Source organism: Chthoniobacter flavus Ellin428, assembly GCF_000173075.1.
GTDB classification, from domain to species: domain Bacteria; phylum Verrucomicrobiota; class Verrucomicrobiia; order Chthoniobacterales; family Chthoniobacteraceae; genus Chthoniobacter; species Chthoniobacter flavus.
The window spans coordinates 244560-262643 of record NZ_ABVL01000004.1; the positions used below are offsets into that span (position 1 = coordinate 244560).

Genomic DNA, 18084 nt, shown 5'->3' on the forward strand with positions numbered 1-18084 from the left:
CGACCATGATTAATTTACGTACCCTGCTGCTGTTTTTCGTCCTGGCCATTTCTACTTATGGGGCCTCCGGGCCGATTCGCGTCCTCTTTCTTGGGCATGAGGACTTGAGAGTCCACAACAGTTGTTCGGCCGCGGCGTTGCTGATGGAGAAGCTCGGACGCGAGGCGATCTACTTCGATTACGTGACCACGCCCGACTGTCTGAATCGCGAAACCCTTAGCCACTACGATGCGCTAATGCTTTACGCGAACTACCCGAAAATTTCGCCCGACCAGTTCGCGGCCCTGAATGAGTTCGTCGAGAGCGGGCACGGCTTTCTGCCGATCCACAGCGCCAGCGCATGCTTCGGCAACGAACCGCGGTTCATCGCGCTGGTGGGCGCGCGCTTCAAAACGCACGCCACCGGTGTCTTCAAGGCGGCAATCGTGGACAAGGCCCACCCCATCATGCAGGGCGTGAACGAATACGAGACGTGGGACGAAACCTACATCCACGATCAGCATAACACGTTGGGACGGAAGCTTCTCGCCGAGCGAGTGGAAGGTGCAATGCGCGAGCCGTGGACCTGGGTGCGCGAACAGGGCAAAGGGCGTGTCTTCTACACCGCGAGCGGACACGACAAGCGCACGTGGGAAAATGCCGATTTTCAAAAGATGCTCCGCAACGCCATCATCTGGAGCGTAGGCGATACCCGCCGGAAGGATTGGGAACGCTTCCTGGCACAACGCGAACCGGAGAAGCGCGAGCCGAACCCGTATGTCGCCAATTACGAGAAGCGCCCTGAGCCGATCACGTTTCAACATCCGTTCAGCGTCAAGGGTTCGATGGACCGCACGCAGGTGCCGGCCGACATGCATCTCGAGCTTTTCGCCGCCGAGCCGAATATCATGAAGCCGATCGCCTTGGCTTGGGATGACCGTGGACGCTGTTGGGTCGCTGAGACGGCCGACTATCCGCACGGGGTGAGACCGGATGGCCAGGGAAATGACCGCATCGTGATTTGCGAGGACACCGATGGTGATGGCCGGGCGGACAAGTTCACGGTATTCGCCGATCATCTAAATCTCCCGACCAGCCTCGTTTTCGCCAATGGTGGAGTGATCGTCTCCCAAGCGCCGAAGCTGCTCTTTCTCAAATCCAGCAAGGGTGATGACCATGCCGACGTGCGTGAGGTGCTGATGGACGGGTGGGGCATCCGGGATACGCACGCCCAGGCCAATAACCTCCACTACGGTCTGGATAACTGGATTTATGGATGCGTTGGTTATTCGGGATTCAAAGGAACGGTGGGAAAGAAGCCGCTTAGCTTTACGCAAGGCACTTATCGCTTCAAAGCAGATGGCTCGACACTGGAGTTCCTGCATCAGTTCTCGAATAACTCATGGGGACAAAGTTTCAACGCGGCGGGCGATGACTTCGGCGGCACGGCGAACAACGCGCCGATCTTTTTCGGCGGCATCCCGGCGACGGTCGTCCCGGAGGGGATGCGCGTGATGACTGCAAAAAAGATCAACCTCGAAGACAAGGCGCACCCGATCACCACGAACTACCGGCAGGTCGATGTCTTTGGGGGCTACACGGCGGCGACGGGCAGCGCGTTCATTTACTCTTCGAAGCTCCCTCCGCGGATGCAAGGCAAGGCTATGGTCTGCGAACCCACGATGAAGTTGATCTCACTCATGGATGTGCGACCGAACGGCGCAGGCTATGTCGCAAAAGATGCCTTTAATCTCGTAGCGAGCAGCGATGAATGGATGTCCCCGGTCTTTGCGGAGGTCGGTCCGGATGGGGCGGTATGGTTTGTCGATTGGGAGAACTTCATTGTTCAGCACAACCCGACGCCGAGCGTGGCCCGCGGGGGTTTTGATGCCAAAACGGGGGCCGGCGGCGCACACGAGAATCCGCTGCGCGACCATTCGCGAGGTCGCATCTATCGCGTGGTGTGGGACAAGGCGCCGCAGCCGGCGAAAATCACTTCCCTTCGCGGCGCGAGCACCGCAGACCTCGTCAAAGCACTCGGCAGTGACACGCAGCAGTGGCGACTCACCGCACAGCGTTTGCTCGTGGATGGAAAGAAAATGGATGCCGTGGTGGCGTTGAAAAGGATCGTCGCCGCCAATGACGGCAACATCGCCGCGATTCATGCGCTATGGACGTTGCAAGGTCTTCAACAGCTCGACGATGCCACGGTGAAAGCCGCACTTTCTGCCAAAGACTCCGCGCTGCGGCGCAACGCCATTCGCGCGCTCAGCGCTGACGATAGAGGCTATAAATCACTTATCGGCACGGGTGTCATTTCTGATCCCGACCCAGCCACGCGGCTCGCAGCGATGGTGAAGCTTGGCGAAATGCCGACCACTCCGGATATCAAGAATCTCGTCGCCAAACTCGCGCCTGAACCGATCGTTCAGGGCGACGAATGGCTCAAGGAAGCGGCTCGCGTGCTCGTGCAAAAACACAAGGTGATCACCTACAAGGAAGGTCCGAATGTTCTCCCTAATCCCGGCTTTGAGATTGTGGGCACCAATGGTCTGCCCGAAGGCTGGAAGCGTCGCGACAATAACAAGAACGAAGGCACCGCGAGCGCCGAGTGGAGGGTGGTGAAGGATCAGCCACACAGCGGCGGCAATGCCGTGCGCTGTTTCACCCGAACCGAAGGCGACACCAGCCTGTTCACCGACGTGCCGCTCAAGCCAAATACGCGGTATCGTCTCTCCGGCTGGGTGAAGGTTCACGGTTTCACGGGCAGAGCGAGCTTGAACGACAATGGCACGCAAAACGAGACGGGCCGCATTACCGACAAAGAAGGCAATTGGACCGAAGTCGAGACATTCTTCGATAGCGGCAATCGCACGACCGCGAGCATCAACATCCTGCACGTCGGCAGGGGCGACACGCTCTATGACGACGTGAAGCTTTGCGAAGTCACCGCCGATACCGGCGAGGAGAAGCTCACGGCGGGCGATCCGAAACGAGGCGAGCAGATCTTCTATAAGCATCAGGTCGCCTGCGTGCTTTGTCACTCGCTACGCGGGCAGGGCAGCACGGTGGGGCCGCCGCTCGACGGCATCGCCAGGCGGGCCACCCCCGCTTACATCAAGGAATCGCTCCTTGAGCCAAACAAAGTGCTGGCCAAGGGTTACGAAAATCTCGGGACGTCTCCTATGCCACCCATGGGCTTGATTCTCAAGCCGCAGGAGCTCGAAGACATTCAAGCGTTTCTCCAAACGCTTAGATAACTCGCCGCATCTTCCGCCTGCGCGAAATCCCAAGCGACAGCACCCAAAGCATGATTGTTATAGCGAATTGCCCTCGTTGCGGCCAGGACATTGAATTATCTCAAGACCACTCGGGAATGGATTTTGATTGCCCGAAGTGCCAACAGCCGTTGAAAGCGCCTGATCTCGCAAGCTTCGCACCTCCTCGACAGGGCCCGCAAAGCGTGGAGAACTCCTCCAGAGGTGCGCACAAGCCTCGGCGATTTGTGCCGCCGAACCCGACGACGCCGAAGCGTCCGCGATCGGCTACTTCCATTCCGAATCCGGCACAGAAAATATCCGGAGGGAACAGGCGGCTTCTGCTCTTGTTCAGCCTGCTCGCGGTTGCCTCATACTGCTTTGTCACGTCGAAGGACGATGTGGCGCCGCAATTGGTGCGGGATCAAAGGGTAGCTTCCATCAAGGCACACTCGAATGCGAATCTAGCGCCTAAAACTGCAGTCGATTCCCGGCCTGCTACCACTCCGGTTCCGGTGGAAGATTCCTCAAAGAATTCCACGCCCGTGCCTGCTCCCGCCCCGGCGTTACCACAGACGGATCCGATTGCCTGGCTTTGCGATCACCGGGAGCGTGCGCCAAAGCAACTCGTTCTGCGAACGCCTGTGATTTTCGCGGTCACCGAGAACCATAAGGAAAGCGGCAAAGTGGAGGTTCCTGCGGGTGCGACCGCGCAGATAGTAGACTTCACAGCAACGACTGTGGACCTGCGGGTCGTCAATGCGACGGTTCGAATTCCGGTTGACATCACCAACCTGCGCATGCTCGCGCAGGCGGCGATGGAGGGGCGAACCCCCGCCGCTGTGGCTTCCGCAGAGGTTCAACCAATGCACGTAAACTCTCGCACGGCTGTCCTCTCGCGGCGATTCGCCCATCCCAGTGCTCCGCTCAATCTCGAGGATCTCAAAACGCTCAAAGCCAATTTGGACAAGGAACCATGGAAAAGCGGCTACGCTGCGCTGGCGGCGGATCCACACTCGCGAGTGGGAGGTCGAATGTCTGGACCGTTCGCGGAGGTGGGCCGGGCCCCCAACGTAAACCTAGGGCCGTGGCGGAATGACATGACTTCCATCTGGTGTCTTGCCCGGATGTGGTATTTTACCGGCAACAAGGCCTATGCTCAAAAGGCGCACGATATTTTAATTGCTTGGTCGACGACCCATAAGGTCTTTAGCGGTCGCGAGGCCACCCTGGATCTCGGCGATTATGCCTACAAGTTCGTTGGAGGAGCGGAAATTCTGCGGGGCACTTGGCCAGGCTGGACCGAAGCGGACACGGCCACGGTAAAAAACTATTTCGCCAAGGTCCTTTTGCCCGCCACGAACAAGTACGGTGAAAACATGTATGGCGCGGGTAACAAGGGCGCGCTTTCCATGGTTGCCGCCGCCTTGATGGAGATTTTCAATGACGATCCCGCCAAGCTGGAGGCCACCTTGTGGCAGTATCGTGCGCTTCCACACATCGGGATTCGTAATTCCAATCCTATTGGCGAGCTCGGCGACTCTCTTCGCGACCAAGGACACTTCCACGGCCAATTCCTCTCTCTTGCCATGTTGGCCGAGACGCTCTGGAAGCAAGGGATCGATCTCTATTCGGAGCAGGACAACCGCCTGCTCGCCGTGGGCGAATATTTCGGAAGAGTCAACTTGCAAGTTCCTACTCCCTTTCTCCCCTTCGGTACTACCGACGCATATTACACTGCCGATAATACCAACCATGGTTGGGATCATGGTAGGATGGTCCTCAACCTGGTCCACGGCGCGTATGTAGTCCGAAAGGGACTCCAAGCCCCCTATGTCGAGATGAGGCGCCAGCAGCTGCCTATCGACGGCGAAAGTTTCATGTTCGAAAAGGTGGTTGATCACTCCACCGCGCTGCCTCTTCCGGCCCTTTCGTTTCCCGGTACAGCTTCTGTTACCCGGGGCATGCATGATGTGGACATAGGACGTGCGGGGCCAGCCGGGACCAGCTCTTACTCCGGCGGGAACTGGAAGGTCAAAGGCTCGGGGGATCCACGCCACCCCGACCAGAGCTGTCATTTCACCTACAAGGCAGTTACGGGAAATTGCGCGATTATCGCCAAGGTTGAGTCGATCGAAGATAATAGCGGAAACGCCAGATCAGGCGTCATGCTTCGCGCCAGCCTCGACCCGAACGCCACTCGCGGCCTGATGTTAATCAACAAGAAAGGTCAGGCCGAACAGAACTTCCAGGGATTCAGCATCTACGGTGGGTCCAACTACGGCACCAAAGCTCTTGGCATCAATCAAACCTCCTATTGGGTAAAGCTTGAACGGGTCGGCAGGATCCTCGCTGGCTACATTTCCCAAGACGGAACCAATTGGGCGGCAACCGATGTGGGCCAGTACAACGAGATGCCCGAGACCGTCTATATCGGTTTGGCGGTATGTTCGGGAAGCAGCGGGGCGCTGAACTCAACCACCTTTACCCACGTGCAGATTACCGGTGGCGACGATGAGGCTCCGGCTACCATCCCTGCGCCTCCTGTGGCACTGCTGGCGTCGCCGGGCGAAAAATCGGTTCCCCTGCGCTGGCAGCCTTCACTCGGGGCGAGGTGGTATTTGGTCAAGCGCGCCACGACCAGTGGCGGGCCATACACGACCATAGCCAAAGCAACGGACTACTCCTATGTGGATACCTCTGTTACTGGCGGCGATAACTATTACTACGTTGTCAGCGCCGTGAATTCAGCCGGCGAAAGCGCCAATTCGCCCGAGGACACCGTCAAACCGGAGGGCTGGCGGCTCCGCTGAGCAACTGGAACTGACGGATATGAACGCTCCAAACATTCACCAGCGTCACCCTGTCCCCTGGCGCGAAGCAACCCGTCCTCGGCCACGGCTGCGGAATCGCGTTCGAAACTCCCGACGACTCGCCGCCTTCCACCGCATGCTCGCTAAGGGCCGGCTGAGACGACCAGAGCTTTCACTATAACCCAAAACCTAACCCACAACCTAACGCAGAACCCGCCCCCAAGAACATGAAACAAAAAAACTCAATTCTAACAGCCGTAGCATTCCTGCTTCTGCTAACGCTCGGATTGGCCCGGGCACAGGCTTATACTCATCCCTGCATTCCTGCGACCCTCGACGATATGGCCACCCTCAAGGCCAGCCTGAATCAGGAACCCTGGAAGTCTGGCTACGCTGCGCTCGCGGCCGACAGCCATTCCTCGCTGAACTACACCATGCAGGGCCCGTTCGCGACCGTCACCCGCAACCCCGACTCAAACCTCAACCAATGGCGGAGTGACATGAGTGCTGTGGATTGTCTCGCGCGCATGTGGTATTTCACCGGCAACACCGCCTACGCCCAGAAAGCCCACGACATCCTCATTGCCTGGGCGAACACCCAGACGAGCTTCGGTGGCCAGGAGTCCGGCCTCGACCTCGGTGACTATGCCACCTCTTATGCCGGCGGCGCGAGCATCCTGCGCGGCACCTGGTCCGGATGGACGGCTGCCGATACGGCGGCAGTTAAAAACCTTTTCCTGAATGTTTACTGGCCCGCGTGCTCGGCCGCGGGCAACACCGTTGGCCCCGCCAACAAAGGTTCTCTCAACATGAAGGCTGGTCTCGCGATCGCCGTTTTCTGCGCCGACACCACCAAGTTCAACCACGTTATTGACCTCTACCGCACCGTCCACAGCGCAGGCCTTTTGGATAGCCTGGCCACTGGCGAACTAGGTGAGACGGGCCGTGACCAAGGCCACTCTTTCGGTGAGCTTTTGAGCGACGCCTTCATAGCCGAAATCGCGTGGAAGCAAGGCGTGGATCTCTATTCCGAATTGGACAACCGGTTGCTTGCCTGCGGCGAATACTACGCCCGCAACACCCTCGCCACTGATAATCCTTTTGTTCCTTTTGGCACGATTGATTATAACTATTACGTCAACAATGCTGACGTGGGAACTTACACCGCGAATTCCTCCTGCATGTTCCTCCTTCAAAACGCGTATAAAAATCGCGAAGGCCTCGCCACCCCCTGGATGGACCGCAAAATCCAGTCCCAGCCGATTGATGGCGGCAATTGGATGTATGCCAAGACTGCGGACTTCACCACGGCCACTCCTGCGGCGGCCAATAGTTTTCCGGCGGTTTCACTGGCATCGGGCGGATTGACTTTGACAACCCTTGGCACGCAGACCGCGGGACGCAGCGCTTCTTATGCGAACGGCGTGTGGACGTTGACGGGACTCGGGGGCGGAGTCTGGAACGACGTGGGCAAGAATGACGATTGCCAATTTGCTTACCAAACGATGACCGGTGACTGCGCCATGATTGCCATGGTCACTTCCGCCCAATATTCGGGCACTAACAACGGCAAGGCGGGATTGATGATTCGCGACAATCTCATCAACACCGTTTCGCAGCGCGCTTGGATCGGAATCGTGCCCGCGGCCACAAACCTGCTCGAATCTCATCAGCGCGGCTGGACCGAAAACTGGGGAGGGTCCGGCTGGGACGACCGTTCGCAAGCGCTTCCTCCGGGCATGCCCTACTGGCTCAAAATCGAACGCCGGGGTAACCTTATTTGCACCTTCACTTCGCAGGATGGCACCAGTTGGGCGTCTACGATTTGTTCCTACTACGCCAACCTGCCGTCCACCCTCTACATCGGTCTGTTCGTTTGCAGTGGGACGGCGTCAACAAGCACCGCCACCTTCGCCAACGTGGCATTCACGGGCGGAAGCGGTGGCCTGGTGACGACTCCGGCCGCTCCGGCGACCTTGTTCGCTTCCGGCTCCAGCAAGGCCATTACCGTGCGCTGGCTGCCTTCTTTTGGCGCCACTAGTTATGACCTGCTGCGCTCCACGACCTCCGGCAGCGGCTATGCCGTCATCGCCAGTAATCTCTCCACGGCCACGACGAGTTATGTGGACGGGTCGGCGGCCGCAGGCACGGCCTACTACTATGTGGTTCAGGCGAAAAACTCCGCCGGCACCAGCGGCAATTCACCCGAGTTCGGCGCTGCTCTGCTCACGCCACTGGTCAACATTGCCTTCGGAGGCACGGCCAGTTCCAGCGTGACTGGTGCCCCCTCTTGGGAGGCACCCGCCCAAGCCTTCGACAGCAACCCCGGCTCAAAATGGTATAACGGCAACGCCACCAACCCCGGCCCCACCGGCTGGCTCCGCTACGACTTCGGCTCGGGCAACGCGCAGGTCATCAAGCGCTATACAGTTAACAGCGCCGACGTGGCGACGCGCGACCCGAAGGACTGGCAATTCCAAGGCTCGAACGACGGTTCGACCTGGACGACGCTTGACACGCAGAGCGGTCAGACCTTCGCCGATCGGTCGCTGCAGAACATCTACAACATCGGCAACACTACTGCCTACCGCTACTACCAGCTCAACGTTACTGCCAACAACGGCGCCGGCTCGCTAGCGATCGCCGAACTGGGTCTGTGGTCCGATACCGGTCGCACGATCCAGGACGGCACCTACCGCGTTGTCAGCCGCAAGAGCAACAAAGTCCTCGACCTCGTTAATGGCGGGACTGCCGATGGCACCGATGCCGTTCAATGGGGTTGGAGCGGCGGCAACAGCCAAAAGTGGACTATCACCCACCTAGGCAATGGCCAATATCAGGTCCAAGGTCTCGCCAGCGGAAAGCTGCTCGAAGTAACGAATGCATCCACTGCCAATGGCGCGATCGTGCAGATCTGGCCATCGAATAATAACAACTGCCAAAAGTGGACGATCACGCCGGCGGGCGATGGAGCCTACAGGCTTCTGAACGTGAACAGCGGCAAGGCTGCCGACGTCAGTGGCGGCAGCACCGCCGATGGAGCGGCCGTCATCCAGTGGCCTTACAGCGGCGCCACCAATCAGCTGTGGCAGCTGTCCATTTCTCCATAACACCTTCACCTCTTGCCCCGCGCTCCTTTGGAGCGCGGGGCGCTCTTTTCCGAACATGCTTTCAAATATGCTTCCTCCCCGCGGCATTGCCGTCGGAGTAGTTCTCGTGTGTGCGCTGGGCGTCACAGCGCACTACATCGGCACGCCTTTTCCGCTAACGTCGCCCGCCGCTTCCATTCCGACACATGCTTCTGCACGTCTCACGGAGTCCAGCCCGCCGCTCCTGTCTGAGCCGCAGCTCTCGTCCCTAACGGAGCTTCCTGGCGACGTTCCACTGTCATCATCCGGTGACGGAACTGATCCCCGCATCCTGCTAGAGCGCCGTTGCCTTGCTATCGCAGAACACGACCCATTCGCGGCGATGAAAATGGCGGTCGCCAACCACCTCCAAGAAGTCGATTCCGGTCTGTCCGCCAGCCTCATAGCCCAGTGGGCGACCCAAGACTTCGAGCACGCTTACGAGTGGACCAAAGCGCAGGAGCCCGATGCCTTGCGCGACGACATGCTCGCCCGCCTCGCCTATTTGCGGGCGCAATCCGATCCCGTAGCCGCCGCGCGCCTGGTGGCCACCGACATATCCGCCGGTCCCGCCCGCGACGAGGCGGTCATCTCGGTTATCCATCAATGGACGCTCCAAGACGCGCGGGGTGCGGCGCTTTGGGCTCAGTCTCTCCCCGACGAATCCCTCCGCCAGCGCGCCTCCGACGAAATCGCGGGCCTCGCCGCAGCCCCTTTCCCCGTGAAAGGGGCCCGATGAAACCGCTGCCGCGAGGGATACCTCTATTACCATCTCGGTAACTATTACTATGTTGTTACCGCCGTCAATTCCGCCGGCGAAAGCGTCAACTCGCCCGAAGACAACGCCAAGCCGCAGGGCGGGCGGCTCCGCTGAGCGGCTGGAACTGACGGATATGAACGCTCCAGACATTCACCGGCGTCGCCCAACCTTTGGCGCGAAGCAACCCGTTCTCGGCCACGGCTGCGGGACCGTGTTCGAAACTCCCGACGACTCGCCGCTTCCACCGCATGCTCACCACCCGCTAAGGGCCGGCTGAGACGACCAGAGCTTTCACTATAACCCAGAACCTAACGCAGAGCCCGCCCCCAAGAACATGAAACAAAAAAACTCAATTCTCACAGCCGTAGCATTCCTGCTTCTGCTAACGCTCGGATTGGCCCGGGCACAGGCTTATACTTATCCCTGCATTCCTGCGACCCTCGACGATCTGGCCACCCTCAAGGCCAGCCTGAATCAGGAACCCTGGAAGTCTGGCTACGCCGCGCTCGCGGCCGACAGCCATTCCTCGCTGAACTACACCATGCAGGGTCCGTTCGCGACAGTTACCCGCAATCCCGACTCGAACCTCTGGCCATGGCGGAATGACATGATTGCGGTGTTCAACCTCGCACGCATGTGGTATTTCACCGGCAACACGGCTTATGCCCAAAAGGCGCACGACATCCTCCTCGCATGGGCGAACACGCAGACGAGCTTCGGGGGGCAGGAATCCGGCCTCGACCTCGGCGACTACGCCTTCCGCTACGCAGGCGGAGCGAGCATCCTGCGCGGCACCTGGCCCGGATGGACGCCCGCGGATACGACCACCGTCCAAAACTATTTTCTGAATGTCTTTTGGCCCGCTTGCTCAGCCAGCGGCAACACCCCCGGCGAAGCCAATAAGGGCTCTCTCAACATGGTCGCCGGTATGGCGATTGCCGTTTTCTGTGACGATACGGCCAAGTTCGACCATGTGATCGACGTCTACCGCACCTACCCGGGCTCCGGCCTGCCCAACAACCTGCCCACGGGCGAGATGGGCGAGACGGGCCGTGACGCAGGCCACTGCCAAGGCGACCTCCTGTCCAAGGCGCTCCTCTCGGAAATCGCCTGGAAACAAGGCGTGGACCTCTTCTCCGAATTGGACAACCGGCTGCTCGCCTGCGGCGAATACTACGCCCGCAATACTCTCGCCCTCGATAATCCGTTCGTCCCTTACGGCACCGTTGATTACACCTACTATGTCAATGCGGCGGGATCCTACACGGCCAGTCGCTCGATGCTTTATATCATCCAAAACGCCTATAAAAATCGCCGCGGCCTGCTGACTCCTTGGATTGACCGCAAACTCGAACAACAGCCGGTGGACATGGACAACTGGATGTATGCCAAGACCGCCGACTTTACGACCGCCACTCCGCTGCCGGCGATTGTTCGCCCGGCGGTTTCACTGGCCTCGAGCGGCCTAACCCTGACCACCCTTGGCACCCAGACGGCGGGAAGCAGCGCTTCTTACGCGAACAATGTGTGGACGGTCAGCGGCCTCGGGAACGGAGTCTGGAACGCTACGGGTAGGGCTGATGACTGCCAATTCGTTTACCAAGCGATGACCGGCGACTGCGCCCTGGTTGGTCAGGTCACCTCATTCACATCTTCTGGAACCCAAAATGGCAAGTGCGGGTTGATGTTGCGCGATAATCTGTCCCCCACCGTTTCGGAGCGTGGCTGGATCGGAGTTACGTGGCAGAACTCCACAACCACCAACCTGATGGAATGCCGGCAGGATGGTTGGACGGAAAACTGGGGTGGAGCCGGCTGGAGCACACGTTCACAAGTGCTTCCTCCGGGACTGCCTTACTGGCTCAAAATTGAGCGCCGAGGTAACCTGGTTACCACCTACAGTTCGCAGGACGGCACCAGTTGGGCACCTATTATCAGCTCCTACTATGACAATCTGCCGTCCACCGTTTACATCGGCATGTTTATATCCAGCGGGACTACGACGGCCAACACCGCCACCTTCGCCGCCGTGGCCTTCACCGGTGGCGGCGGCGGCCTGGCGGCGACTCCACCGGCTCCGGCGGCCGTGTTTGCCGACGGCTCCAGCAAAGCCATTACCGTGCGCTGGCTGCCTTCCTTCGGCGCGACCGCTTACGACGTGCTCCGCTCCACCACTTCCGGCAGCGGCTATACCGTCATCGCCAGCAATCTTGGCACCGCCACTACCAGCTATGTGGACACGACGGTGGCCACTGGCACGACCTACTACTATGTGGTCCGGGCGAAAAACTCCATCGGCACCAGCGGCAACTCGCCCGAGTTCGGAGATTCTTTGCTTCCTTCGCCGATGGTTAACCTCGCCTTCAGCGGCGTCTCGTCGGCATTCGCCAACAGCGGCGCCGGCACCCAGGGCTCCGACCAGGCGTTTAACCGGAACCCTGGCTCCAAGTGGGTCGGTTCCTCGCCAACGGGCTGGATCCAGTATGACTTCGGGGCGGGCAACGCACAGGTGGTGAAGCGATATACGATCAACAGCGGCGACGTGCCCGCGAGCAATCCGACCAGCTGGAACTTCTGCGGCTCACAAGACGGCGTCAATTGGACGACCCTCGACTCTCAGAGCAACCAGTCTTTCGCCGATTGGTTCCGAGTGAATACCTATAACATCGGAAACACCACCGCCTTCCGATATTACCAGCTCCAGATTACGGCCAACAACGGGGACACCACCGTGCAACTCTCGGAACTCGGTCTGTGGGGCGACAGCGGACAAACCATTCCGAACGGCATCTACCGCGTCGTCAGCCGCAAGAGCAACAAGGTCCTCGACGTCGCGAACGGTGGGACTGCGGACGGCACGGATGCCGTTCAATGGGGCTGGAGCGACGGCAACAGCCAAAAGTGGACCATCACCCACTTGGGTAACGGTCAATATCAAGCCGTGGGCCTCGCCAGCGGCAAGTTGCTCGAGGTCACGGGGGCCTCCACTGCCGACGGGGCCATCGTCCAGATTTGGCCCTCGAACAATAACAACTGCCAGAAATGGACCGTCATACCCGTGGGCGACGGAGCCTACAAATTCCTGAACGTAAACAGCGGCAAGGCCGCCGACGTCAGCAGCGGTAGCACCGCCGACGGAGCGGCCGTCATCCAGTGGCCCTACCACAGTGGCGACAACCAGCAATGGACGCCCAGCCTCACTATCGGAACGACGGCTGGCAGCCTTGTTCACCAATGGAAATTCGATGAAACCAGCGGCACAACGGCGGCGGATTCAGTTTCAATCGGAGCCACTCCCGCCACGCTGGCTGCTGGAGCGACCTGGACGGCGGGCAAGGTTAACAACGCCGTCTCATTAAACGGCACCAGCACGAGCTATGTCAGTTATCCCAATGGTTTTATCAACACACTTGGAGATTTTACCATAGTGGGCTGGTTTAAACTGAATAGCGTCAGCTCTTGGGCGCGGATCTTTGACATCGGGTGGGGCACGTCGGCTTATATGTTCCTGGCACCGAGCAACGGCACTAATATTCGCTACGCTATTACCACCAGTGGCGGTGCGGGCGAACAGCGCATTGACGGCACTTCGATCCCTTCGACCGGCGTATGGCATCACTTTGCCGTAACCTTGTCTGGCACGCTTGGCATCTTGTATGTGGATGGAGTGGAAGTGGGCCGCAATAGCAACATGACTCTCCAGCCATCGAACTTGGGAAACACACCGCAAAACTACGTGGGAAAATCGCAATTCAACGATCCTTACCTGAATGGATTGGTTGATGACTTGCGAATCTATAACTACGGGTTAAGCGCGTCGGAAGTCTCTGCCCTTGCACAATAACCGGTAATTACGCAGCGGCAATCATTCAATGGCCCTACAGCGGTGACGCCAATCAGCTGTGGCTGTTTTCGATTACTCCATAAGACCTGACCCTTGCGCCCCGCGTTCCCTTCATCGGAGCGCGGGGCCATTTACAAACATGTTTTCGAAGATGCGTTCTGCTCACCGCCTTGCCGGCGGAATCGTTCCCGCTTGCGTGCTAGGCTTCGCAGTTTACTACATCGTTAGGCCTCTTCCGCCGACGTCGCCCGCCGCCACCATTGCGACAAACGCCTTTGCGCGCCATACGAAGTCCGGCAACCCGCTCCCGTCTGAGCCTCGGCCCCTAACGCAGATGGATTTCTCGGGCGACCTCCTGCCGTCATCATCTGGCGACGGAACTGATCCCAGCATCCTTCTCGAGCGCCGGTGCCTTGCTATCGCCGAACGCGACCCTCTGGCCGCGATGAAGATGGCCATCGCCAACCAACTCCAGGAGGTCGATCCCGGTCTGTCCGCCAGCCTCATCGCGCGATGGGCCGCCCAGGACTTCGGGCGCGCTTACGAGTGGACCAAAGCGCAGGAGCCCGGCGCCTTGCGCGACGACATGCTCGCCCGCCTCGCCTATTTGCGGGCGCAATCCGATCCCGTAGCCGCCGCGCGCCTGGTGGCCACCGACATATCCGCCGGTCCCGCCCGCGACGAGGCGGTCATCTCGGTTATCCATCAATGGGCGCTCCAGGACGCGCGGGGTGCGGCGCTTTGGGCTCAGTCCCTCCCCGACGAATCCCTCCGCCAGCGCGCCTCCGACGAAATCGCGGGCCTCGCCGCAGCCCCTTTCCCCGTGAAAGGGGCCCGATGAAACCGCTGCCGCGTGGGATACCTCTATTCTCTGCGGTCCTCGGCGTTAAAGGATGAGTAGGGTTGCAGTTTTGCCGTGCAAGGCGGAGGAAGTTTTCTGAGCGCACATCTTTTTCGCTTTCGCTCCACGTCGCGCCCAATAATCGTCGCCGTTGCCGGTAGTTCGCCGAAACGACACCAAAACGCCGGCCTTGCGCGGCTTTCATTCCCCCAGACCATGAATCCTCTTCCTCTCGATCACGTCCTTTCGCGACGTGAGGTCCTCAAACTCGCCGGTCTCGCCGCCGCAGGCATTTCGTTCCGCGGCGTTGGCGGCGCCGTCTCTGTGCACGCTGCCGAAACAAAAGCAGCTCCTGCCGCCGCGACCCTCGCGCCGCTGAATCATTTCCCGCGGATGGTGCAGGAGTATTTCGTCGGGCGCGTGCGCGAAATCCAGCGCCACGCGGACGAACGCCGGGCGGCGTTGCACTCGAAAGGCGACGCGGAAAAATACGTGGAGGAAGTGCGCGTAAAGATTCAGCAGTGCTTCGGCCCATGGCCGGAAAAGACCCCGCTCAACCCGCGTGTTACCGGCGTCGTCGAGCGCGATACTTACAAGATCGAGAAAGTCATCTTCGAGAGCCGCCCGGATTTTCCGGTGACGGCGAATCTTTATGTTCCCAAGGGCATCACGTCGCCCCGGCCCGGAGTGGTGGGGACCTGCGGCCACTCCGCGAACGGCAAGGCAGCCGAGGCGTATCAATCCTTTGCCCAGGGGCTCGCCCGTCTCGGTTATGTCTGTCTCATCTATGACCCCATCGGCCAGGGCGAGCGTCTGCAGTATGCGAATGCGGAACTGAAGTCGCGCCACGGCAGCGGTGTGAGCGAGCATCTCTACGCGGGCAACCAGCAATTCCTCGTCGGCGAATTCTTCGGTGCCTGGCGGTCGTGGGATGGCATTCGCGCGCTGGATTATCTGCTCACCCGGCCCGAGGTGGATGGGAGCCAGGTCGGCGTCACCGGCAATTCCGGCGGCGGCACCATGACCACCTGGTTGTGTGGCGTGGAGTCGCGCTGGAAGATGGCCGCGCCGAGCTGCTTCGTGACCACCTTTCTCCACAACCTCGAAAACGAACTTCCCGCCGATACCGAGCAATGTCCGCCACGAGCGCTCGCGCTCGGACTCGATCACTCGGATTTCATCGCCGCCATGGCGCCAAAGCCCGTGGAGTTGCTCACGCAGGAGAAAGATTTCTTCGATACGCGCGGCACTCAGGAAGCCTACACGCGCCTGCAGCAACTCTATCGCTTGCTCGGCGCGGAGGAAAACATCGGCCTCTTCCGGGGACCAACCTATCACGGCTACAGCCCGGAAAACCGCGAAGCGATGTATCGTTGGTTCAATCACGTCACGAAGATTTCCGATGCCAGGACGGAGCCGGCGCTGACCATCGAGAAAGACGAGACGCTTTGGTGCACGCCGCACGGCCAGGTTGCGGAAATGAAACCGCGCACCGTCTTTTCTTTTACCCAGGAACGTTCGCGGGCGCTCAAGCAGAAACGCGGCGCTGTGGACGGTGAGGCCTTGAAAGCCGCCGTGCGCGAAACGCTGCGCCTGCCAGCGCATGAAGGCGCGCCCGACTTTCGCATCCTTCGGCCTTCGAGCGGACGCCACTATCCGAAGAAATTCGCCGCGACCTACGCGGTGGAAACGGAACCCGGAATCCTTGCGCTCGTCTATCGCCTCGATGACGCGTCACTGGTATCGCGCCCACCGCGCGGAGTGAAGCGAGCGATTCTCTATGTCTCGCATCAATCGGCCGATGCCGAGTTGCGCAATGAGCCCCTGATCTCACAACTCATCGCGGCGGAGCCTGAGTCGGCCATCTACGCCTGCGATGTGCGCGGCATCGGCGAATCCCAGCCCGATACCTGTGATCCGAAATCCTTCCTCACGCCGTATGGGAGCGATTATTTTTACGCGATTCATTCCATCATGCTCGATCAGCCTTACCCAGGCCAAAAGACCCACGACGTCTTGCGGCTCATCGATTGGTTGCTGGCCTGCGGTCACGAGGAAGTGCATCTCGTAGGCAGGGGTTGGGGAGCAATTCCCGCTACCTTTGCCGCGCTGCTGGCCGATGGAGTGAAGCAGGTTACGCTGAAGAATGCGCTGACCAGCTACAGCGATCTCGCCGAATCGGAGGAATATCACTGGCCGCTGTCGTGTCTTGTCCCCGGCGTGCTGGCGAAATTCGATCTGCCCGATTGCTATCGCGCGCTCGCCGCGAAACAGCTCCAGCAACTGGAACCATGGGGCGCGCTGGCCGCGGAGGGCTAAGAGAATGTGAAAAAAGTGCCCGCGAATCACGCGAATGACACGAATGGAAAGATTTTTCCATTTGCGTCATTCGCGTGATTTGCGGGCCTATAGCCTCACCGCCGATTTCTTTCACCGTCTTTAAGACCATGTGGCGTGTCCTTTTACTTGTCTGTGTCCTGTCGGTTCGGGCCTTCGCCGAATCCCGCTATGAAGTCGTTCCCCATTGGCCGGTGCTGCCGGAAGGCCGGTCGCTCGGGGTCTGCGCGGGCGTGGGCGTTGATTCCCACGGCAACGTTTTCGTCTTTCATCGCAATGAACGAAATTGGACGGCGGCTTTCCCCGAGGAGCCCATCGCCGAACCGACGATCAGCGTTTTCGATGGCCAGAGCGGCAAGCTGCTCACCGAGTGGGGAGCAGGCGAGTTCATCATGCCGCATGGGTTGACGCTCGATCGTGAGGATAATGTCTGGCTGACGGATGTCGGCCGGCAGCAGGTCTTCAAATACGCCCACGATGGACATCTCCTGCTCACGCTCGGCGAACGTGGCGTGGCCGGCTCGGATCAAACACACTTCAATCTTCCCACCGACGTGGCCGTGCTGCCGGATGGTTCATTCTACGTGAGCGACGGCTACCGCAATACGCGTGTGGTGAAGTTCGACGCCGCGGGACACTATCAATTCGAGTGGGGCGGGAAGGGGACCGAGCCGGGAAAATTCCGTTTGCCGCACGGCGTCGCCGTGGACTCCCACGGGCGGGTTTTCGTCTGCGACCGCACCAACTCGCGCCTGCAAGTCTTCGACCCGAAGGGCAAATTCCTCGCCGAGTGGAAAGGTCCGCAGGTCGGGCGTCCCTATGGCGTGAGCGTGGCCGCGAATGACCACGTCTTCGTCATCGACGGTGGCGACCAATTGCCGAACCAACCCGAGCATGCGAAGGCCGTGGAACTCGATCCCGAGGGAAACGTCGTCCCCCGTTTCGGTTCCTACGGTCGCGACCCTGGGCAGTTTCAACTCGGCCACGACATCGCCGTGGCCCCGGATGGCTCGGTGTACGTCGGCGATGCCAAGGGGAAGCGCGTGCAAAAGTTCGTGCCGGTTCATCCCTGACCTCAGTCGGCACTCGGAGCCTCTCTTTCCGGCGCTCATTGGCTGAATTGGG

At 59.8% G+C, this 18084-nt stretch carries 8 protein-coding genes; all 8 read left to right on the forward strand.

What is annotated here, in order from left to right:
* The first annotated feature begins 5 nt into the window (after positions 1-5).
* Complete coding sequence (locus CFE428DRAFT_RS08700) at positions 6-3239, forward strand: PVC-type heme-binding CxxCH protein (protein WP_006979140.1); 3234 nt, start codon at positions 6-8, stop codon at positions 3237-3239.
* A 344-nt stretch (positions 3240-3583) separates the two neighbouring features.
* A complete protein-coding gene (locus tag CFE428DRAFT_RS08705; protein ID WP_207910715.1) occupies positions 3584-6049 on the forward strand; it encodes an alginate lyase family protein in 2466 nt (821 codons plus the stop codon).
* A gap of 341 nt (positions 6050-6390) precedes the next feature.
* On the forward strand, positions 6391-9159 hold the full coding sequence (locus CFE428DRAFT_RS08710; protein ID WP_049975589.1) for an RICIN domain-containing protein: 2769 nt from the start codon (positions 6391-6393) through the stop codon (positions 9157-9159).
* Between the two features lie 361 nt (positions 9160-9520).
* On the forward strand, positions 9521-9916 hold the full coding sequence (locus tag CFE428DRAFT_RS08715) for a hypothetical protein (RefSeq protein WP_006979143.1): 396 nt from the start codon (positions 9521-9523) through the stop codon (positions 9914-9916).
* A gap of 355 nt (positions 9917-10271) precedes the next feature.
* Positions 10272-13781: an RICIN domain-containing protein gene (locus CFE428DRAFT_RS08720; protein WP_006979144.1), complete on the forward strand. Its 3510-nt coding sequence runs from the start codon at positions 10272-10274 to the stop codon at positions 13779-13781.
* Positions 13782-14115: 334 nt separating this feature from the next.
* Positions 14116-14622 carry a hypothetical protein gene (locus CFE428DRAFT_RS35560; RefSeq protein WP_131989638.1) on the forward strand — a complete coding sequence of 169 codons (507 nt, stop codon included), beginning with the start codon at positions 14116-14118 and terminating at the stop codon, positions 14620-14622.
* Between the two features lie 216 nt (positions 14623-14838).
* Positions 14839-16941, forward strand: coding sequence for an alpha/beta hydrolase family protein (locus CFE428DRAFT_RS08730; protein ID WP_006979146.1), 2103 nt, complete (start codon positions 14839-14841; stop codon positions 16939-16941).
* A gap of 128 nt (positions 16942-17069) precedes the next feature.
* Positions 17070-18032, forward strand: coding sequence for a peptidyl-alpha-hydroxyglycine alpha-amidating lyase family protein (locus tag CFE428DRAFT_RS08735; protein ID WP_006979147.1), 963 nt, complete (start codon positions 17070-17072; stop codon positions 18030-18032).
* The last annotated feature ends 52 nt before the right edge of the window (positions 18033-18084 follow it).